15 protein-coding genes are annotated in these 19138 nt (G+C 39.8%); 3 read left to right on the top strand and 12 right to left on the bottom strand.

Annotated features, from left to right (window positions below; genetic code table 11):
* Positions 1 to 39: 39 nt before the first annotated feature.
* From BSO02S_RS15745 to BSO02S_RS15690, 12 genes are all read right to left on the bottom strand, one after another.
* Complete coding sequence (locus tag BSO02S_RS15745; protein ID WP_066069241.1) at positions 40 to 1296, bottom strand: ABC transporter substrate-binding protein; 1257 nt, start codon at positions 1294 to 1296, stop codon at positions 40 to 42.
* Between the two features lie 131 nt (positions 1297 to 1427).
* A complete protein-coding gene (locus BSO02S_RS15740; RefSeq protein ID WP_084375044.1) occupies positions 1428 to 2573 on the bottom strand; it encodes a response regulator in 1146 nt (381 codons plus the stop codon).
* Positions 2551 to 4350 carry a sensor histidine kinase gene (locus tag BSO02S_RS15735; protein ID WP_142303762.1) on the bottom strand — a complete coding sequence of 600 codons (1800 nt, stop codon included), beginning with the start codon at positions 4348 to 4350 and terminating at the stop codon, positions 2551 to 2553. The genes BSO02S_RS15740 and BSO02S_RS15735 overlap by 23 nt, the downstream gene beginning before the upstream one ends.
* Before the next feature lie 220 nt (positions 4351 to 4570).
* A complete protein-coding gene (gene gcvPB / locus BSO02S_RS15730) occupies positions 4571 to 6148 on the bottom strand; it encodes an aminomethyl-transferring glycine dehydrogenase subunit GcvPB (protein ID WP_066069222.1) in 1578 nt (525 codons plus the stop codon).
* Between the two features lie 25 nt (positions 6149 to 6173).
* Positions 6174 to 7574 (bottom strand): aminomethyl-transferring glycine dehydrogenase subunit GcvPA, encoded by a 1401-nt coding sequence (gcvPA, locus tag BSO02S_RS15725; RefSeq protein ID WP_066069219.1) that lies wholly within the window; start codon positions 7572 to 7574, stop codon positions 6174 to 6176.
* A 24-nt stretch (positions 7575 to 7598) separates the two neighbouring features.
* On the bottom strand, positions 7599 to 8381 hold the full coding sequence (locus tag BSO02S_RS15720; protein WP_066069216.1) for an SDR family NAD(P)-dependent oxidoreductase: 783 nt from the start codon (positions 8379 to 8381) through the stop codon (positions 7599 to 7601).
* A 56-nt stretch (positions 8382 to 8437) separates the two neighbouring features.
* Positions 8438 to 9190, bottom strand: a complete 753-nt coding sequence (locus BSO02S_RS15715) for an SDR family NAD(P)-dependent oxidoreductase (RefSeq protein ID WP_066069215.1) — start codon at positions 9188 to 9190, stop codon at positions 8438 to 8440.
* A 44-nt stretch (positions 9191 to 9234) separates the two neighbouring features.
* Complete coding sequence (locus tag BSO02S_RS15710; RefSeq protein WP_066069212.1) at positions 9235 to 10938, bottom strand: M20/M25/M40 family metallo-hydrolase; 1704 nt, start codon at positions 10936 to 10938, stop codon at positions 9235 to 9237.
* An 81-nt stretch (positions 10939 to 11019) separates the two neighbouring features.
* Positions 11020 to 11742, bottom strand: coding sequence for an amino acid ABC transporter ATP-binding protein (locus tag BSO02S_RS15705; RefSeq protein WP_066069209.1), 723 nt, complete (start codon positions 11740 to 11742; stop codon positions 11020 to 11022).
* Positions 11708 to 12403: an amino acid ABC transporter permease gene (locus tag BSO02S_RS15700; RefSeq protein ID WP_425320407.1), complete on the bottom strand. Its 696-nt coding sequence runs from the start codon at positions 12401 to 12403 to the stop codon at positions 11708 to 11710. The genes BSO02S_RS15705 and BSO02S_RS15700 overlap by 35 nt, the downstream gene beginning before the upstream one ends.
* A gap of 64 nt (positions 12404 to 12467) precedes the next feature.
* On the bottom strand, positions 12468 to 13277 hold the full coding sequence (locus tag BSO02S_RS15695) for an ABC transporter substrate-binding protein (protein WP_425320408.1): 810 nt from the start codon (positions 13275 to 13277) through the stop codon (positions 12468 to 12470).
* A gap of 186 nt (positions 13278 to 13463) precedes the next feature.
* Positions 13464 to 14789, bottom strand: coding sequence for a PLP-dependent aminotransferase family protein (locus tag BSO02S_RS15690; protein ID WP_084375043.1), 1326 nt, complete (start codon positions 14787 to 14789; stop codon positions 13464 to 13466).
* Between the two features lie 304 nt (positions 14790 to 15093).
* Between BSO02S_RS15690 and BSO02S_RS15685 the strand changes: the two genes are divergently transcribed.
* From BSO02S_RS15685 to BSO02S_RS15675, 3 genes are all read left to right on the top strand, one after another.
* The gene (locus tag BSO02S_RS15685; protein ID WP_084375042.1) at positions 15094 to 16503 is read left to right on the top strand and encodes a sigma-54 interaction domain-containing protein; all 1410 of its coding nucleotides are present in this window, start codon (positions 15094 to 15096) and stop codon (positions 16501 to 16503) included.
* Positions 16504 to 16722: 219 nt separating this feature from the next.
* Positions 16723 to 18396 carry a ribonuclease J gene (locus BSO02S_RS15680; protein ID WP_066069202.1) on the top strand — a complete coding sequence of 558 codons (1674 nt, stop codon included), beginning with the start codon at positions 16723 to 16725 and terminating at the stop codon, positions 18394 to 18396.
* A 67-nt stretch (positions 18397 to 18463) separates the two neighbouring features.
* Positions 18464 to 19066 carry a DedA family protein gene (locus BSO02S_RS15675; RefSeq protein WP_066069199.1) on the top strand — a complete coding sequence of 201 codons (603 nt, stop codon included), beginning with the start codon at positions 18464 to 18466 and terminating at the stop codon, positions 19064 to 19066.
* Positions 19067 to 19138: the final 72 nt, after the last annotated feature.

The following is a 19138-nucleotide window of genomic DNA, read 5'->3' as shown; positions in this document are numbered from 1 at the left end:
AGCTCTACACCGCTTTAGAATGTAGAGCCCCCATACTTTTTATTTCGCGATATATTTCTCCGATTCTTTCACTGCTTTATCAAGCAATGGCTTCGCATCTTGTCCAAGCATAGCCGCATTAATGGCAGCAGACAGGTTACGGTTTACTTCATTCCAATTTTTATTTAGTAAAAATGCAGGTGTGTTTGTTGCTTGTTCTAACATCGTATAAAACGGCTTATATAATGGATCTTCGTTAACTTTTGTTACCTCAACAACACTTTTACGAACAGGTAAATCAGCTGTTCTCATCTTAATTGCTTGTTCAGAAGAAAAGAATTTCACAAACTTCCATGCTAAGTCCTTTTGCTTTGAATCCTTCGCAATGGAAATCGAAGAGGAGGCGATTAACCCTTTTACCGGCTTAGAACCGAATGATGGAGTCATTGCTGTTCCGAAATCAATTTTTGCATCTTTGTATCCTTGAATCGGCCAAATTCCGTTTATTAACATCCCAAGCTTGCCTGCTTTGAAAATATCACTTGCGCTTTGTTGGTTTTTCCCACCGGTTGAAACAGCGATGCCGTCTTTCACCATATCACCATACAGTTGCAGTGCTTCAACTGTTTCCGGGCTATTCATTGCCCCATCAATTTTCTTTCCGTCTTCGCTAATAAAGCTGCCGCCATTACTCCAAACCAATCCTTGCAGATCATACGTATCTGGCTCAGATGATACGGCAAACCCATATTGTTTTTTGCTTTTATCTGTTAACTTTTTCGCAATCTCTCTAAATTCATCCCATGTCCAGCCTTCTTTTGGATAAGAAATCTGGTACTCATCAAATAGTTTTTTATTGTAATAGACAACCATTGTCGAGAAACCGGCAGGCATTCCATACAGCTTGTCGTCTACTTTAGAATAGTTAAACAATCCTTCGTAAAAATCGTCCATTTTAATATCGGGATCTTTCTGTGCAAATGAGTCAAGTGGTTCAAGTGATTGATGATAAGTAGTGAAATCCCACATATACATAACATCCGGGGGATTTTTTGCTCCAAACGAAGCGGCGATTTTTTGATCAAACCCATCTCCGTAAGCCTCTACCTGCACTTTTACATCTTTATTTTCTTTTTCAAAGGCTTTAGCAATATCCTGTTGAATTTTCAATGTGTCCCCTGTATCCCAAGTCGCAAAGCGTAGAACAGTTTTTCCATCCTTTTTCCCATCAACAGATGCATTGTTTGAACTGCATGCACTCATGACAAGGACAACTACTGCTAAAATCAGCGAAAACCACATATTCTTTTTCTTCATAGGACCCCTCTTTTCATTTTTTCTAATTATTAAAAATATAACCGCTTTCATTTTATCTTGTCTGAAAGCGGTTAAACACATCTATTTGTTTTGAAATTCGTGTATTTTTGGACTATTCTTTCTCTTTATCGTCATTTTGTTAGCTTCTCATCGTCTTTTTGTTGGATTCGATAATAAGATGGGGGAAAACCAGTACACCGTTTAAACCACTTACTAAAATACTTAGCATCTTGAATTCCAATCTGCTCACCAATCTCCTGAATGTTCACAGTGGATTCTTTTAATAACTGTTTAGAAAGCTGGAGTCGTTTCTTTTCAATGAAGGAATGGATACTCCCGCCCATTTTTTTCTTAAATAAGGTGCTTAAGTGACTCCTGCTCATGCCCACTTCCTCAGCAATGTCTGATACTGTCATAGGGTTTGACAAATTTCTTACGATATACTCCACCGCATGTAAAATCACCATTGGATAACGATGCAAGTGCCCGTCCTCACGCTCGGCATGATGGAACCCCCTCACGGATTTCATCCATTCTTCCTTCCCGGATAACGGGCCTGCATGAATCCAATTCAAATCCGGTCGCACCACCTTTGTTTCTGTTAAATAGGCTAAAAATTCCTGGTGAAAAGACTCATCAATAAAGAAATAGCTCAAATTTGTTCCAAAGGTCAAAGGGACGAATTTCGGTGATTGAGTAAACATCTCCTGACCGGTTGGAGGCATATTCTGAACGAAATAGGCAAAATAGGAATCATTCATCCAGCTCCATTTATCCCTGAACAGCTCGTCCAACCTTTGTTCAAAGTCATTTTTATACCCGCTCAGCCATAATAGGAAGGGTTCTTGGAATCCAGGAAAATCTGAATTCATTTTTTTCGGTGTTCCCAAAATTTCTTTTTGAAAAGCAGTTAAAAAATGCTCTAGTTCTTGATCATCAAATATCGTTTTTAATAAATATCCGGAAGCGCCTAGCTTTAACCCTTCCTGCGCATACTCAAAATCCCGATGACAACTGAGTAAGAGAATTTTCGTACCAGGTGCATGGGCTTTTATTTTCCGAGAAAATTCTAGTCCATTCTCCTCCGGCATGACGATATCGGTAATGACAATATCAGGGTGATGGTTCAAAAATTCCTCCCAGCCACGTTTTCCATTCGGGGCATCCGCCACAACGGTCATACCGAACTTATCCCAATCAATTGTTGCCCTCAACCCCCGGCGAACAATCGTATCATCATCGACGATTAAGACTTTAATGGCTGCCATGTTCATCATATTCCTCCACCCACCTTATTGGCCAAGTTATTGTAATAGCTGTCCCTTTACCTACCACTGAATCAGTATTGATTAAAAAGTCCTTCCCATAATGGATATAAAACTTCTGATATACATTGTAAAGCCCAATTCCACCCCGTACTTTCTCATTTGGCTTTGTAAATAATGTTTTTAGCTTTTCCTCTGATATTCCTTTTCCATTATCCATGACGACAAGTTGAAAATATCCATTGTTCTCTGTAAATTCCAGATTAATATTTCCTGTACCATCCTCAAAAGCATGGAAAAAAATATTTTCGAGCATGGGCTGTAAAGTCATCCTTGGAATCAACCCTTGTTTAAGATTCTCGTTCATATTCACAGAAACAGTAAAGTTCGGTCCGTACCTTAACTCTTGAATGGCAAAGAAATGCCGAATCGCCAGTAACTCTTCTTTTATAGAAATCAGTTCCATATTGAAATTTAAATTGCCTTCTAGAACCTTCGTTAAATGCAGAAGCATTTTCCCAATCTCTTCATTCCCATCTATTCGAGCTTTCCACTGAATGGTATTTAACGTGTTAAACAGAAGATGCGGGTTAATTTGGTAATGAATCGCCTTCATTTCCGCCTCGCGCTTGGTTGCTTCTTTCTCCCGTACTTCCTCCATTAATTGTCTTATTTTTTCAACCATCCGATTAAAGTGTAAGCCAAGTTTCCCAATTTCATCCTTTGTATCGACGGACAGCTTTGTATCAATGATTCCCTTACTTACTTCATCAATGGCAAATTTCAGCTTCAAAATTCTTTTTGTAAACCGACTGGAAAAGACATAAGAAAGGATGAGGGCAAGTATTAATGCAATCAATATCCCGATTGAAACTATTTTAAAAATCACTTGAGAAGATTGATAAAACTTATCCCGTGGTATGCGAATTTCAAATTCCCAATTATTGATTCTAGTGTGTTCCTTCCAAATGATGTCGTCCTTCTGATTTTCCTCGGCACTTTTCGAATGATAGAGCAGTTGGCCTAGTTCATTTCGTATCGTAATTCTAGAATGGAGGTCCTTCTCCAATACTGTCATTAAGTCAAATAAATCGTCTATATCCGTTTCAATTAATAGATAGCTATTGTTTAAAACGCCGTAGGAGAACTTCAAGGGAACAATTAATCCAAGGACATGATGGGATGTATGGTTTTTATAATAGGACGGTTGGTAAATCCCGATCTCCGAATCGCCACTCCAAATGGTCCGCTTCCAAATATCCTGTTTTTTCAATTGTTCCACATTAAAATCATAGTCTCCGTAGTAAAAATCTGAAGAAGTTATGACATAAATCCCACGAATGTTCGCCTTTTTATGGGCCTGCAAGAGCCTCTCCAAATTGTTTACCACTTTGAAGTCCTCATATGTTTGCGGCTGTTGATGCTGCAAATTAACCGATGTATTATCTGCTAAATACTGCTCTATTTCAGCAGCACTATAATACATATCCTCCAATATCTGCTCGAGCTGGGTTTTAATCTTTTCTCCGGCGAAATGATTATAGTTCGACAGCTTTCCATTCACCACTTTAGACGATTGATCATATGCGATAACTCCCAATGTTAACAGCGGAATCAACGCGACCACTAAAAACATAATAAACAGTCTTTTTTGCGTACTAAGATTAAGCATAAACATCGTGTTCCCCCAAGTCAGCTCGTCAATATATACTAACAATACTCGATGAAGGCAATGCCTGTCACCACCTGAAATTTGTGGAATAAGGGGAGGTTCTATTACAACAGGCACTTGCCCACCTCTTAGTGAGAAAATAAAACTGGTGTCAGGCACCAATTAAGTGCACGGATACCACCAGAAATTCAAATACTCGGCGAAAAAAATGACAAAAAAAAATAGCATAGAAAAAAGGTGTCAGTCACGGCTCGTGGACAATTATCCACCATGTTACTTGACACCCTTTTTTACGTAAAATGAGGTGCCCTGGGACACGCTCTTTACGTTTTATGATCTAGTTTTTCACTTCTACTTCCTTTTGTGCCTTTTTCAGATAAGACCTCCACGTTATTGCCCACTTTTCGGGATGATCAAAGTAATCTTGTTCATCTACTCTGTGAATGGAGCTATTATGCGGAGCGCTTTTTACTTTTTCTGGGTTGTTATATGCTTCATTTGAAATTTGTGTTAGTGAAGCAATGTATTCATCTAAATCAGCTTTAGAATATGATTCTGTTGGTTCAAGTGTAAATGGCTCTGGCACAACATATGGATGGTGGCTCGTCCAGTAATGATGAGCAAAGTCAGCCATCCTCCGCTGTACATCCTCTGTCGTCACGCCGGTTTCACGTGCTAGTTGTTCCCAACTATAGCGTACTTGTTCCAATCTACTCCCTTTAATATAAGGAGCACTCGCACCTCTAATTTTTAATATTTTGTGATACAAGTAGTTGTTGTTTAAGACAGCAACCTCAGCAACTGCTTTCAAGCCCTCTGCACCCAACGTGCGGATCCATGCATAGGCACGTATTACAGTTTGGGGAACACCATGAAAGGATCGAACCTTGCCAATACTGTTTGTTAAATTATTATTTAATGAATAATATCCAGCATCATGCCGAACGATAGGACCTGGCAGGAATTGTTTAAGCCTTTCTACGACGCCAAGGGCACCTGTCGCAGGACCACCACAGGCGTGCGGGGTTGAAAATGTTTTATGAAGGTTAAAGAAGCACATATCAAAACCCGCTTCTTTTGCCCGCGTTATCCCCAAAAGACCATTAGCATTTGCTTGATCATAATAGCAAATCCCCCCTGCATCACGGACAATTTTTGTAAACTCTTTTATTTTCGGATTATAAATCCCCGTATCTTCTGGGTTCGCTACAACAAATCCTGCTGTTCTTTCAGATACAACCGCTTTTAATTTGTTTATGTCCGGGAATCCATCTTCATCTGGATCAAGCGTAATGATTTTATACCCTTTTACTGCCGCAGTTGCTGCCTGAGAAGGATGAGAAAAAATCGTCGTAATCATCTCATCCCGCTGGTCTGCTTCACCATTTGCTTCATGATAGGCCCTTACAATGGATGCCATCGCAAATAATGACTGCGTTCCACTGCCCGGCTGGAAGGAAAAATAGTCCATTCCTGAAATTTCTCTCATATAAAGATCTAATTGATAAATAACCTCCAGCATCCCCTGAACAGTTCTATCGTCTTGCAGTGGATGTAAAGAAGCCATTTTGGAAGACTTCGCAAATTCCTCATTTACTTTCGGTGAGTATTTCATTGTACATGTACCTTGACCAATTTCTACATTAAAATCTGCACCAAGTGTTTCTTGAGATAGCCTTAAATAATGGCGCAACACCCGATTTTGAGCTATTTCAGGAAGCTTTGGAGCTTGTTTTCTTATTAAATGTGAAGGAAGATTGGATACACCGTTTCCTACAGCTTTTACAATCACAGGATTAGCGGCAGTTATTGACACGCCTCTTTCTCCCGGTTGATGAAGTTCAAAGATAATAGGCTCATCCCACTTTGCTTGATGAAAATCACGAACGCTTCTATCTCTTTTTATTTTTTTCATCTTTTCGCATCCCTTCAATAACAATTCATTTATTTTCTATGCATGCTTGAATAGTAGAAACCAGTTTGTCGATATCTTCTTTTAAGTGAATCTCTGTTATACAGAATAATGCACATTGTCCGAGCTCTGGAAAATCTGTCGAAAGATCCTTCCCTCCAAAAATACCATTTTGAAGTAAGTATTCGTTAATTTCACTTACTGTTCTTCCAGTCTTGTTGAAATCTACAACAAACTCTTTGAAACTACTCGAAGTAAATCGTGAAGCCTTTAAGTTACTAATTTCCCCTAGTTGTTTTCTGGCATATAAACCGTTTTGAATGACGGTTTGACCTAGTTCATACATGCCTTTTGGACCTAATAAGGAAAGATATACGCCGGCAGTAATTCCCCATAAGGCCGTTTGTGTTCCTACAGATTCTTTCCCTTTTTCCCTAACCGCAAAGGATGTTCTATCATAATATACATCTCCGAATCCATACTCCCCCTCAACCTCGGTCGGAGCTATGCCAAATAGCCGAGATGGATATTCTTGCACATATTTAATATCATCATGCGTGGCAATAAAACCGGCCAGACCGCCGCCAAAACTCATGTGTAGTCCCAATGGCTGTAATTCACCACATACAATATCAGCTCCATAATGACTCGGCGGTTCTATTACCCCTAATGAGCTCGGATCAACACCCACAATCGTAATTGCGCCCTGTCCCTTCGCGATTTGCGAAATTTCCTCGCCATGTTCTTCCAAAAACCCTAAGAAGGAGGGATTTTCAAAATAGACAGCGGCAATATTTTCAGACATCTTCTCTTTCAAATCTTTAAGATTCAATTGCCCTGATTGATCCTCATAATCCACTAATGTACAGGTAATATGAGGCGAGCAATAATTTTTTATGACTTTCAATTTATCTAGTGAAATTAATTTAGGTAAAAGCACCTCATTACGACCTGTTATTCTTGTAGCCATGCGGATGGAGGTAGCTGCTGCTTGGGCCCAGTCAAATGTTGGAACATTAACTACATCCATATCAACAAGCTCAGCAACCAAACTTTGATATTCATATAATGCTTGGAATCGCCCATGATCCTCATAAGGTTCTCCAGCATAGGCAGTTAAAAATTCAGCGCGCTGGTTGATTTCATCACACACTGCAGGAATAAAATGCTGCCAGCAGCCTGCACCTAAAAAATTTAAATTGTCACCTGCGCTAATATTTTTATTCATAATATTTTCCATATGTCTTCGCAATTCATATTCAGAAAGCCCATCTGGAATATTCATTTCTCCTCTGTAATGTAGTTCTTGTGGAATCCCATCAAAGAGGACATCTATACTTTTTACACCAATCTCTTGTAACATTTCTTCTTGAATTTCTGGCACCATATTTGGGATATAGGGGTGTACCATAGTTTTTTGCTTTTGCATTTTATTCGCCTCCATTTTAGTGTCTTATGCTAAGCCGCCGCCATCAACTGTTAAAACGGTTCCTGTTACCCATGATGACATTTCACTTGCGAGAAACATAACTCCCTTTGCGATATCATTTGGCGTGCCAATTCGCCCAAGCGGACGATTGACGCCAGATGAGTGGAGAAAGGAGGTCTCTTCCAAGTGTAATTGTCTCGCTTCGTCCCTTAGAAGGGGGGTATCAGTATCGCCAGGACAAATACAATTCACACGAATATTGTCTGTCCCGTGATCAATAGCCATTGCTTTTGTTAAATTGACTACTCCGGCTTTTGCTGCACAGTAGGAAGCCGCCCCATCTCCACCCTTTAAGCCCCATCCAGAGCCGGTATTAATAATACTTCCCCCGCCATTTTTGGCCATCAATGGGATGGCATATTTTGATAATAAAAACACACCCTTTAAGGAAACATTCAAGACTAAATCCCATTCTTCCTCAAGGTGGTCAACTACATTTTTTCTTCGAATGACACCTGCATTATTAAACAGAATATCTAATCTACCAAACATATCCTCTGCCCTTTTAACAGCATTTTTACAATCGTCATTTGAGGTGACATCACACCAAAAGAAAGTTGCTTCTGACCCACTTTCAGTAATTTCCTTTACCGCTTTTAACCCTTGCTCCTCATTTATATCAAGCAGAACAACACGGACCTTCGCCTCTCCCAAAAGTTTAGCTGTTGCCAATCCTATTCCAGATGCTCCACCGGTAATGAATGCTACTTTTCCGGCTAACTGCATTAATTCTTCGTAGTTCATCATTTGACCGAAACACTCCTTATCTCTTCAGTTGATATTCAGCTACCAGTTGATGAATCCTACGCCAGTTCTCCGCCATCAATCGGGATATGCTGACCAGTGATATAAGCAGCCTCCCGGGATGCTAAAAAGGCATATAGACCGGCTACTTCTTCAGGAAGAGCATGCCTTTTCAAAGGAATTTTTTCGTTAACCTGTTCCAGCATCTCCGGGGTATATTCTGCTATCTGCATTGGTGTTAAAACATATCCTGGGCAAACTGTATTAACCCGTATCGTCGGTGCAAGCTCTAATGCCATAGTTCTGGCTAAGAGATTGACACCCGCTTTCGATGCATTATAATCTGCATAATGCGGATGTCCAACCAGTCCATTCGTTGAAGCTGTCATTAAAATAACCCCCTCCCCTTGAGACAGCATCCGTTTAGCTGCTTCTTGGGCAGTATAAAAAATTCCATCCAGATTAATTCCGAGTACTTTTCTCCACTGTTCCGGAGTGATATCGATAAATTTAGCTCTTACACTTATCCCGGCGTTTGCAACCAGGATATCTACTCCGTTCATCAAAGAATCAATTGTTTCGAAAGCAGCCTTAACTTGATCCGCATTACTGACATCGGCTGCTATTCCATAATTAATTTTCGGATACTCCTTGAGAGTACTGTGGAGTCGATCTTCATTAATATCCAATATAGTGACAACAGACCCTTCTTCCGCAAATCGGATAGCCGTGGCGAGACCGATTCCACTTGCTCCTCCCGTGATAACTACACGCTTATCTTGTAGACTGTCAGAATATTTTCCTGCGTTCAAATTATCATCACCTATCCTTCATTAAGTACGTTGGCCATCCAACCTTAACTTTTTGTAATGGTTTCGTCAGCTGCATGCTGGGTCGTTTGCCTTCCGCCTATCCCCAATAATCTAAGGATGACTTCATTTGTGAGATTTGGGACCATCTCAGCAGAGTACTGTATTTCCATTCGCTCATATCGATTATGGGCATCGTAGCCATATGGGCCGATATTGACAACAGGCACATTAATATCCCGGATTGCTTCATAATTCACGTAATGCTTTGTACCCCAGCCTGGATTGTTTTCAGTCACTGCCCGAATCCCTTCTTCGTTATCACTTAATGCAATACAACTCATATCACAAACATATGGGAAGAAATTTCTTGTTACAATCGGATATGGGTAGTGTGGCTGCACCGCCTCAACAGCACCATCCAATGCCATCAGCAAATTTTGTTCCCGTTCATTTTTTCCAGTCATTTCAATCCGGGGTGAATAAAGGGATGAATAAAACAGGATGATTGCCGGGCTCTTGTCTTTCATCCAGTTCCATTCTTCCTCCACGACCCGTGCTGCGAACATTCTTGTATCTAATGTTTTATCTAAAAGCAGCTTTGCTTTAAAGTGATCCATATGCTCCGAAAAGGCCTCACCATGCTGGTCGACAAGGAGCTTTTGCATGTCCTCATAGATAATGACCCTTGTTTTCCACGGCAATTTGGAAAATGGCTGGCCGCTTTGTTCACAATATTTTCGGTGTCTCATTTCCAGGGTACTTAATGCACGACTATACGCCAGTTCTGCTTGATCCTTAAGCTTAATCAGGACATCCCTTGGAGACCAAGAGTGGATAAAGAAATTAAAATAAACATAGGCAGATAATGCTGTTTGGATCGTATAGGTCGGCTTAAAATCCGTTTGCTTTAAGGAAACAGGCGGGACGGTGGTTTCTCCTAATGATTCATCACATAAATCAGGATTGTAGCTTATCTGTCTTGTCAGCTCGGCAGCAAGAAAGTTAGGGTCCAGCCCTTCAAAGCAGGATCCCGCATGTGTTTCAGAACCGGTAATGAAGAAGGACGGAAGCAGTTTGCCGACTGTCCCTTTATAGATATATCGGTTTGGATCCCCAACAAATCTTGGTGCGACGAAATCCGAATTGATTAGTGCAAGATAATCCAATTGATGTTCATCTCTCCACCGCTTGAAATCCCCTAGAGCGGATAAAACGCCATGAGAACTATCCTCCTCGTCACATTCTGCTAATAAAACGAGGTTACCTGCTAATTGTTCAGGATGCTCGGAATAGTATTTTAATAGATAAAGATGACTTGCCACACCACTTTTCATATCCAAAACACCACGACCAAAATGCCACTCACCGGAATCTAAGTGCTCCTTTACAAGATTTGGCAAGGATTCATTAGATAGCGCTTTCACAAGTTCGTTTGGGAAACACGCTTTTTCCTTTAATTTTCCGTAATCCTCAATTCCCACGGTGTCCATATGCCCCATTAAGATGACAGTTTTGTTACTTATCTCCCTTGTTCCCTTCACTAATGCCAGCACATTATACCGCTCGATTTCATCATGCTCTGTTACCGACTTAATCACATAGGAAGGATTTTTTTGAAAATAGGGCAAGGATCCTATCAGTTGATACAGACTGTTTGCCATATCAATCTCACCAATGGTATTAACAACACTTTCTACTTCTACTAATTCATTCGTTAATTTTAATACTTCTTCACGGCTAGAAAGCATATCGTCTTACGCTCCTTCAATATATTGAAAAAAGGTTAGTAGAATTAATATGAATAGAAAATGGCCACTCCCATTCTTCCTCTATAAAACTTGTTGTAGAAATCGGCGTGTCCGCTCATGCTCTGGCTTGGTAAAGAAGACAGAGGGGTGGCCTTCTTCTATCATTTGTCCATCTGCCAGCATAATCACCCGGTCTGCGACTTCGCGTGCAAATCCCATTTCATGCGTCACAATAGCCATCGTCATTCCATCTTTCGCCAAATTCTTCATCGTCTCAAGCACTTCTCCAACAAGCTCAGGATCTAAGGCTGAAGTCGGTTCATCAAACAACATTACATCTGGCTCCATCGCCAGTGCCCTGGCAATCGCTACTCTTTGCTTTTGTCCTCCGGATAATTGTTCGGGATATTGATGTGCCTTTTCCACCAGCCCCACTTTTTCCAAAATCTCCATTGCCTTTTCAATTGCAGCTGGCTTACTTATCTTCTTTACATGAACTGGTGCCTCAATCACATTTGCCAGCACTGTCATATGCGGGAACAGATTAAAGTGCTGAAATACCATCCCCATATTTTCCCGTACCTTGTTAAGATCTGTTTTGTTTGTGTCGATTAGCTGTCCATTAATCTCGATTTCTCCGCTATTTTTTATTTCTAGAAAATTAATGCATCTTAATAAGGTGCTTTTCCCCGAACCACTGGCGCCAATCAGTACCACTACTTCAGATTTCTTAATTTCTAAAGAAATATTTTTTAAAACTTGTAGTCCGTCAAACGCTTTGCATAAGTTTTTTACCTTGATCAAACCCTTTACCTCCTTTACTCTTCCCTACGTCTAATTTCTTCTCAATTTTATGAAGGATTAGTGTGAAAATAAGAACAAGGAATAGATAGTACATTCCAACCACAAAATACGTCTCAAACGGCATATAGTTCTCAGCTTGGGCAGAAAGAGCATTGTTAAATAATTCTGTAACAGCAATATATGCTACGAGGGAGGAGTCCTTTAATCCAATAATAAATTGGTTTCCCAATGCCGGAATGGCTCTTTTAAAGGCCTGAGGTAGAATAATACGGCGCATTGAGAGTGCATATGGCATCCCTAAAGAGCGGGCAGCTTCCATTTGTCCGCGGTCAATCGATTGAATCGCTCCCCGAAAAATTTCAGCGATATAGGCACCGGAGTGAATCCCGAGCGCAAGTGCTCCAGCTGTAAAATCACTTAGCACAAACACACTTGATATCCCATAATACAAAAACATAAGCTGTACAATCAGCGGAAGTCCTCGAACGAGGAAAATATATATATCGGCTATTTTTTCTAGGATGATCATGTTAGAAACTTTAAAAAAGGCAAAGATCAACCCGATTATCATTGCAATTAACAAGGAGACAGCTGTAAGCTCTACGGTAGTAACAGTCGCTTTAAGAAATGCTATCCCATGGGTTTGGAAAATAGAAACAATACTCTCTACAAAATTCATGGTTATTGAACCCCCTTAGGAAAATCGACTCCTAAAACACCTACTGTTATTTTTCTAGGAGATTCTTACCGAACCATTTCACGCTTATCTTTTCGTAAGTGCCATCTTCAACCATAGATTTAATTGCTTCATTTATTTTTTTCAAAAGCACGGGATTATCCTTATTAACCGCAATGGCGATTTTTTCTTCTTGAAGAATTCCGCCAACATCCTTAATTTTTAACCCTGATTCTTTCATTGCTGAAAATCCAACGATTTTATCCGTTATAACTGCATCAACACGTCCAGGTCCAAGGTCTTGTAGCGCATACACATCACTTGGATAACTTTTTATGTCCTTCGTGTATCCCTCGGCAACTTTCTTATACGTACTTGCTTGTACAACGCCTATTCTTTTATCCTTCAAGTCTTCTTTAGACTTCAACGTATTATTGGTATCAGCTACAAAAATTTGTGCGCCGGAAATATAATAAGGATCTGTAAAGTCAACTTGTTTCGCCCGTTCTTCGGTTGCCGTCATACTGCCGATGATTGCGTCATATTTCTTTCCTTTTAGACCTTGAATAATCGTTTCCCATGGATTTGTTACTGGATTAGCATCCAACCCAATCCTTTTCGAAATTTCCACGCCGATTTCCACATCAAAACCAGTTAGTTTGCCTTGGTCTTTATAGTTTAACGGCTTTAGTAATCCACTCATGCCAAAGGTTAATTTCCCATCACTTACTAATTTCATTTTCTCGCTCTTTTCGTCTGTCTTTGCAGAACCATTAGATTTATTTGAACCACAACCACTTAAAGCAAAAAGGAACAGCAAACCAATAAGTAAAATTAAGGACTTCTTCTTCATTTTAATTCACCCCATATAAAGTTATTTGTCTCATAAAACTTTGCTTTTAAAAATTGACTTAGATAAAAGGTTTTCGTCCTAAATGTTATGTTCGGTTTCTCTTAACCATCTTAAATCCTCCTAGCTTGGCTTCATGGTCCGCGTGCCCGCATGTTCCCTGGGGGTTCAATCCCATATATCTGGTAGAAATAATTAACTTTGCTGCTCATCCGAAACCCCTTCATGTGTCAAATCTCCTTTCTTCCTGTTTTTTTCGTTGTTTATAATTTCACTAAGTGCTTCAATTAAAGCGTCAATATTATCTCTGCTATGAATTTCTGTTACATAGTATAGTGCTGATTGACCATTCTCCGGAAACTCCATTGAAAGATCCTTGCCACCGAAGATCCTTTTTTCTAGCAATCTTTCATTAATCGTTTCCACAGATAGACCTGTTCCATTAAAGTCAACAATAAATTTTTTTACAAAAGGTGAGCTGAATCTGGCGCCTTTTACCCCCGGAATTTTATTCAGTTCCCTAACTGCATATTGACAATTTTTCATAATGGTTTGACCAATCTCGTACATTTCATTTTGACTGAGCAATCCTGTTGGAACAGTACTGACTAAGTGCGGGGGTAGCTCATTGAAAAATTTCTCTTCGTCTCCTACTGCAATAAATCCCACTTGACCACCACGTTGGTTCCCATTCATTCCAAGCGGGTGGATTTCTCCACAAACAATATCTGCACCATAGTGGCTTGGCGGTGCGAGTACGCCTAAAGAGGTAGGGTCAACGTTAACAATAAGCAGTACCCCATGTTCCTTAATGATTTCTGCAACTTCACTGCCCTGTGATTCAATAAATCCTAAATAGGCAGGATTTTCAAAATAGACCGCGGCCGTTTCCTTGGATACTTTTTTCTTTAAATCCTCTAAATCTAGAAGACCCGTATCTTTGTCATAGTCAATAAAAGCAAACTCTAATTCTGGAGAGCCATAATAGCGAATAATTTTAAATCTTTCTGGGGAAACTATTTTTGCTACAAGAATCTTTTTTCTCCCCGTGATACGGGAAGCCATTCTAATCGATATAGCTGCTGCTTTTCCCCAATCAAATGTGGATATTTTTACACTATCCATTTCTAATAACTCAGCTATCAAACTTTGATATTCAAAAAATTCCTGAAATCGCCCCTGAACCGTATAGAACTCTTCCGCATAAAAGGTTATGAATTCTGGTCCTTGATTCCCTTTATCATAAATAGGTGGTATATTATTCTGCCAGCAACCAACTCCACGGACGTCAGTATACTTATCAACGCTGACATTATTTTTATTTTTTAGCGATTCCTCAAAATATGGTTTTAATTCAAAGTCAGTTGGGGCTTCTAATTCGCTCCATTCTCTTATGAAATGGAATTCTCCCTGTGTGCATGAATCCGATTCCATACTTGGTTCAGCGTTAATTCTCAATAACATTTCTTCATTTTGCTTATGCATTATTGTTGGTATATTTGGACGCTCCTTTTTTGTCATACTTACCTCCCTATTTGATAAAGCAAATCCTTTAAAGTTATCTATATAAACTACAATGCAAAATACGTGCCAACTTAAAAAGGTTGGAAAATCAACAAGTTTTTTAAATTGTCCAATTCAAGATTGACACAACTGACAAAATATTGACACTTTTGCAATTATTCCAATTATTTCGTACAATAGATACCAAGTGGTTGGTCCCTATTTTTCAGGCACGTATGACATCCTTGTAACTATCAACCGATACTTTTTACTTTTAGTGAACGAAAGGTCCTGAAAGTGAAAAAATTTGGGAGGGGATATATTGCCTTCAATAACTTCTATCACCAAGGTTATTCATACATTTGCCGAGTTTTTACAGATAGAAATTGCTTTTTTCAATAGTGAGGGGGGTTTGACTGCTACAACAGAAGAGTATAGAAATAAGAAAGGAAATCGTGTTCATTATGCATTTTTTCAAAAACTACTATATGAACACCCTGTTAAATTTGTCCATAAGCCAGGTCATATGCATATGTGTCAAGGCTGTCATTTCCAAAATAAATGTCCGTCAACGGCTGAAATCGTGCAAAACATAATGGTAAACGGCACCAATTATGGATACCTTTCTTTTGTTAGTTTTACCCAAGACGGTCAAGAAAAATTGATTGCCCGTAAAAAAGAATATAATTACTGGATATCTAAATTAACAGATATCATTACGAGTATCCTTCACGAAACAGGCGGAATCCCAAGAAATAAGAAAAAATTTGAAAAAACCGACTATATCCTTGGGAACAGTCCGGCAATGCAAAATATAAGAGAGCTTATTAAAAATATAAAAAACAGCACTTCCTCCATCGTTATTACTGGAGAAACTGGAACAGGGAAAAGCTTACTAGCCAAGCTCATTCATGAACAAAGCATGATTCAAAAGGGAGAATTTGTCGAAATAAATTGTGCCAGTATTCCAGAATCCTTGTTTGAAAGTGAATTATTTGGATACGAAGAAGGAGCATTTACTGGCGCAAGAAAAAAAGGGAAACCAGGATACTTCGAGATGGCAGATAGAGGAACACTCTTTTTGGATGAGATTGCTGATCTTCCTCTACATCTTCAGCCAAAGCTTCTAAAGGTATTGCAGGACGGTTTAGTACAAAGAATTGGGGGAACAAGCCCCAAAAAGGTGAATGTCCGAATTATTTCAGCCGCCAATCAATCTTTGGAAAAATTAATGGAATTAAAACAGTTCCGTTCAGACCTCTATTACAGGCTAAACGTCATTCAACTCCGCTTAGCACCATTAAGGGAAAGAAAAGAGGATATCGAGGAGTTACTCCCATTTTTATTAGACAAATTACAAATACGTACTGGCAAGTTCAATCAAACGTATAGTAAAGGATTTTTAAAGAAATTAAAGGATTATCATTGGCCAGGGAATATCCGTGAGTTGGAGAATGTCATTGAGTACAGCATGAACATGGAAAAAAGCACCCAATTAACAGAATCATCACTACCCAATTTTTTGGTTAGGGAACCGGGGACTATGCCCTCCAACTCTCTTAAAGAGCATGGGGTATTAAAAGAAGCAGAAAAAGAACTCATCATTCAAAAACTCAATCGATATGGTTATGATCATGATGGAAAAAAGCAAGTTGCAGACGAATTGGGTGTCAGCGTAAGAACATTGTATAGAAAAATCGATAAATACCGCATAACCTTTCCATTTAATTAACAATTATCCATTGCATTTAACGTGCAAGACTTCCAGAGTGGCGATTTATAACGATTGGCCTCCATGTTATCCAGACGAAAAACCCTTGCGAAACAAGGGTTTTTTTTCATTTATTTTCTATAACCTATGGATAGTGCTGACACTGTTTGTAATCTTAAATAAACAGCTTCCAATTGGGAATACTTCTAATAATTTAGTTGAAATTGGGAGGATTTAAAATTGGGAATTAATAAAAATGCATTATCCATTTTCGCCCTGGGCGGCATAAATGAAATCGGTAAAAATATGTATGTGATCCAATATGGCGACGATATCGTGATTATCGACTGCGGAGGGAAGTTTCCTGATGAAAGTTTATTAGGAATTGATTTGATTATCCCTGATATTACCTACTTAGAAGAAAATAGGGACAAAATCCGAGCTTTAGTGGTGACACATGGACACGAAGATCATATCGGCGGTATTCCTTACTTTTTGAAAAAATTAAATGTACCCATTTATGCGACCCATTTTACTTTAGGTTTAATTGAATTAAAATTAGATGAGCATCGTCTGAAAAGGGATACAAAGCTTGTTACGATTGACGCAGATTCGAAGCTTGAGTTTGGGGAAATCGGTGCTTCTTTTTTCAAAGTCAGCCATAGTATTCCTGATTGTCTCGGTATTGTTTTTCATACACCCGAAGGGAACGTCGTCCATACCGGCGACTTCAAATTTGATTTAACCCCCGCGAATCACCAATATGCGGATATTCATAAAATGGCCGATATCGGGCAAAATGGTGTCTTGGCTTTAATATCTGAAAGTACCAATGCTGAACGCAAGGGGCTGACGCCATCAGAACAAATGGTAGGCGGTCATTTGGATGAGGCATTTATGAAGGCGGAGGGGAAAGTGATTGTCTCGACGTTTGCTTCGAATGTGAGTCGTGTTCAGCAAGTTGTCGATTCGGCTTTAAAAACAAATCGAAAGCTTGCACTGCTGGGTCGAAGCATGGTAAATGTCGTCTCGGTTGCGCTGGAACGCGGCTATCTTAACGTTCCGGAAGGGATGCTGATTGAACCGCGAGATGTGGAGAGTTTGGATTCTGGTAAGGTAGCCATCCTTTGTACAGGAAGTCAAGGTGAGCCAAATGCTGCCCTTGCCCGCCTCTCTACCGGCAACTACCGGGATGCAGCCATTTATCCGGGTGACACCGTTATCCTAGCGGCATCGCCCATTCCAGGAAATGAGAAGGACGTTTCCCGTATCATTGACAACTTATTTCAGCTGGGTGCCAACGTCATTTATGGCTCAGGCAGTACAACCGGAATGCATGTTTCTGGGCACGGCTATCAGGAAGATTTAAAGCTGATGCTTACCTTAATGAAACCCACCTATTTTATACCGATTCACGGTGAATATCGAATGCTGCACCATCACCGTTTGTTAGCCGAGTCCGTTGGAGTAGAGACTGGAAATACGTTTATTATTAAAAACGGTGATGTGGTTGATATTGAAAACTCCGTTGCCCGTCAGACTCGGAAAGTGCCATCAGGGGAAACGTATGTAGATGGAATCAGTGTTGGTGATGTCGGAGCCATTGTGCTGCGTGACCGCAAGCAGCTATCAGAAGATGGAATGCTGGTCATTGTTTTAACGCTTAGTAAGGACGAGGGGCAGATTATTTCCGGACCCGATACCATTACTCGTGGCTTCGTGTTTGTAAAAGACTCCGAGGATCTTATAAAAGAGGTAAACCTTCTTGTCAAAAAAACAGTTGATAGCCTGCAGGAAGAAAACATTCGCCAATGGAACGTCATGAAACAAAGTATAAAAAAATCCATAGGCCAATACCTATTTACCCGCACCAAAAGAAAACCAATGATCCTCCCCATCATCATTGAAATTTAAATGGTTTCATTAAACGGTGTCCAGTCTACCGCTTAGTTAAGTTAGAAAGTTGCAGGGAAGTGTAATTATGCAGTATTTAAATCATCTAATTGAACATTACGGATACTTTGGAATTATTATCGCCTTAGTTGGCGGGATTATTGGACTGCCGATACCAGATGAGGTTCTGCTCACCTATGTAGGTTATAATGTTTTTCAAGGAAAAATGTCTTATCTCCCCTCGCTGTTATCAGCATTCGCCGGGGCATGCGGAGGCATTTCACTCAGTTATTTCTTGGGGATCAAATTAGGGCTGCCCTTTTTAAAAAGGTTTGGACCTAAACTTCATATTACAGAAGAAAGAGTGGATCGAACAAAAAGGTTATTTGTGAAATTCGGCCCTTTTCTATTAGTTATTGGCTTTTTTGTTCCTGGGGTACGGCACATCACGGCCTATCTTGCGGGGATTAACAGCTACACCTATAGAAAATTTGCCCTTTTTGCCTATATTGGGGCAATGATCTGGTGTTTCTCCTTTATTACACTTGGAAGAGTACTTGGCGAGAATTGGATTATGGTTGAAACCTATCTTTCCAAGTACAGTCTCTATCTTATTCTCGCTTTACTTCTCGGAAGCGCAATTTTTTATACCTATTGGAAAAGAAAAAAGGTACTAAGGAATGTCTCATAAGGTAAACGACGTGAAAAGGGCGCCCCCCACTGAATTTGGCGCCCTCTTTTCGCTTATTCACAAACGGATGGT

The sequence above is a fragment of the Neobacillus soli NBRC 102451 genome (assembly GCF_001591665.1).
Taxonomy (GTDB): Bacteria; Bacillota; Bacilli; order Bacillales; family Cytobacillaceae; genus Neobacillus; species Neobacillus soli.
This window is presented reverse-complemented; position numbering and strand designations above follow the sequence as displayed.

Coding starts and splice junctions, on each gene's coding strand:
- gcvPB (WP_066069222.1), bottom strand. CDS start 6,148: ATGAAAAAAATAAAAAGAGATAGAAGCGTTCGTGATTTTCATCAAGCA.
- BSO02S_RS15690 (WP_084375043.1), bottom strand. CDS start 14,789: ATGACAAAAAAGGAGCGTCCAAATATACCAACAATAATGCATAAGCAA.
- gcvPA (WP_066069219.1), bottom strand. CDS start 7,574: ATGCAAAAGCAAAAAACTATGGTACACCCCTATATCCCAAATATGGTG.
- BSO02S_RS15720 (WP_066069216.1), bottom strand. CDS start 8,381: ATGATGAACTACGAAGAATTAATGCAGTTAGCCGGAAAAGTAGCATTC.
- BSO02S_RS15745 (WP_066069241.1), bottom strand. CDS start 1,296: ATGAAGAAAAAGAATATGTGGTTTTCGCTGATTTTAGCAGTAGTTGTC.
- BSO02S_RS15740 (WP_084375044.1), bottom strand. CDS start 2,573: ATGATGAACATGGCAGCCATTAAAGTCTTAATCGTCGATGATGATACG.
- BSO02S_RS15675 (WP_066069199.1), top strand. CDS start 18,464: ATGCAGTATTTAAATCATCTAATTGAACATTACGGATACTTTGGAATT.
- BSO02S_RS15710 (WP_066069212.1), bottom strand. CDS start 10,938: ATGCTTTCTAGCCGTGAAGAAGTATTAAAATTAACGAATGAATTAGTA.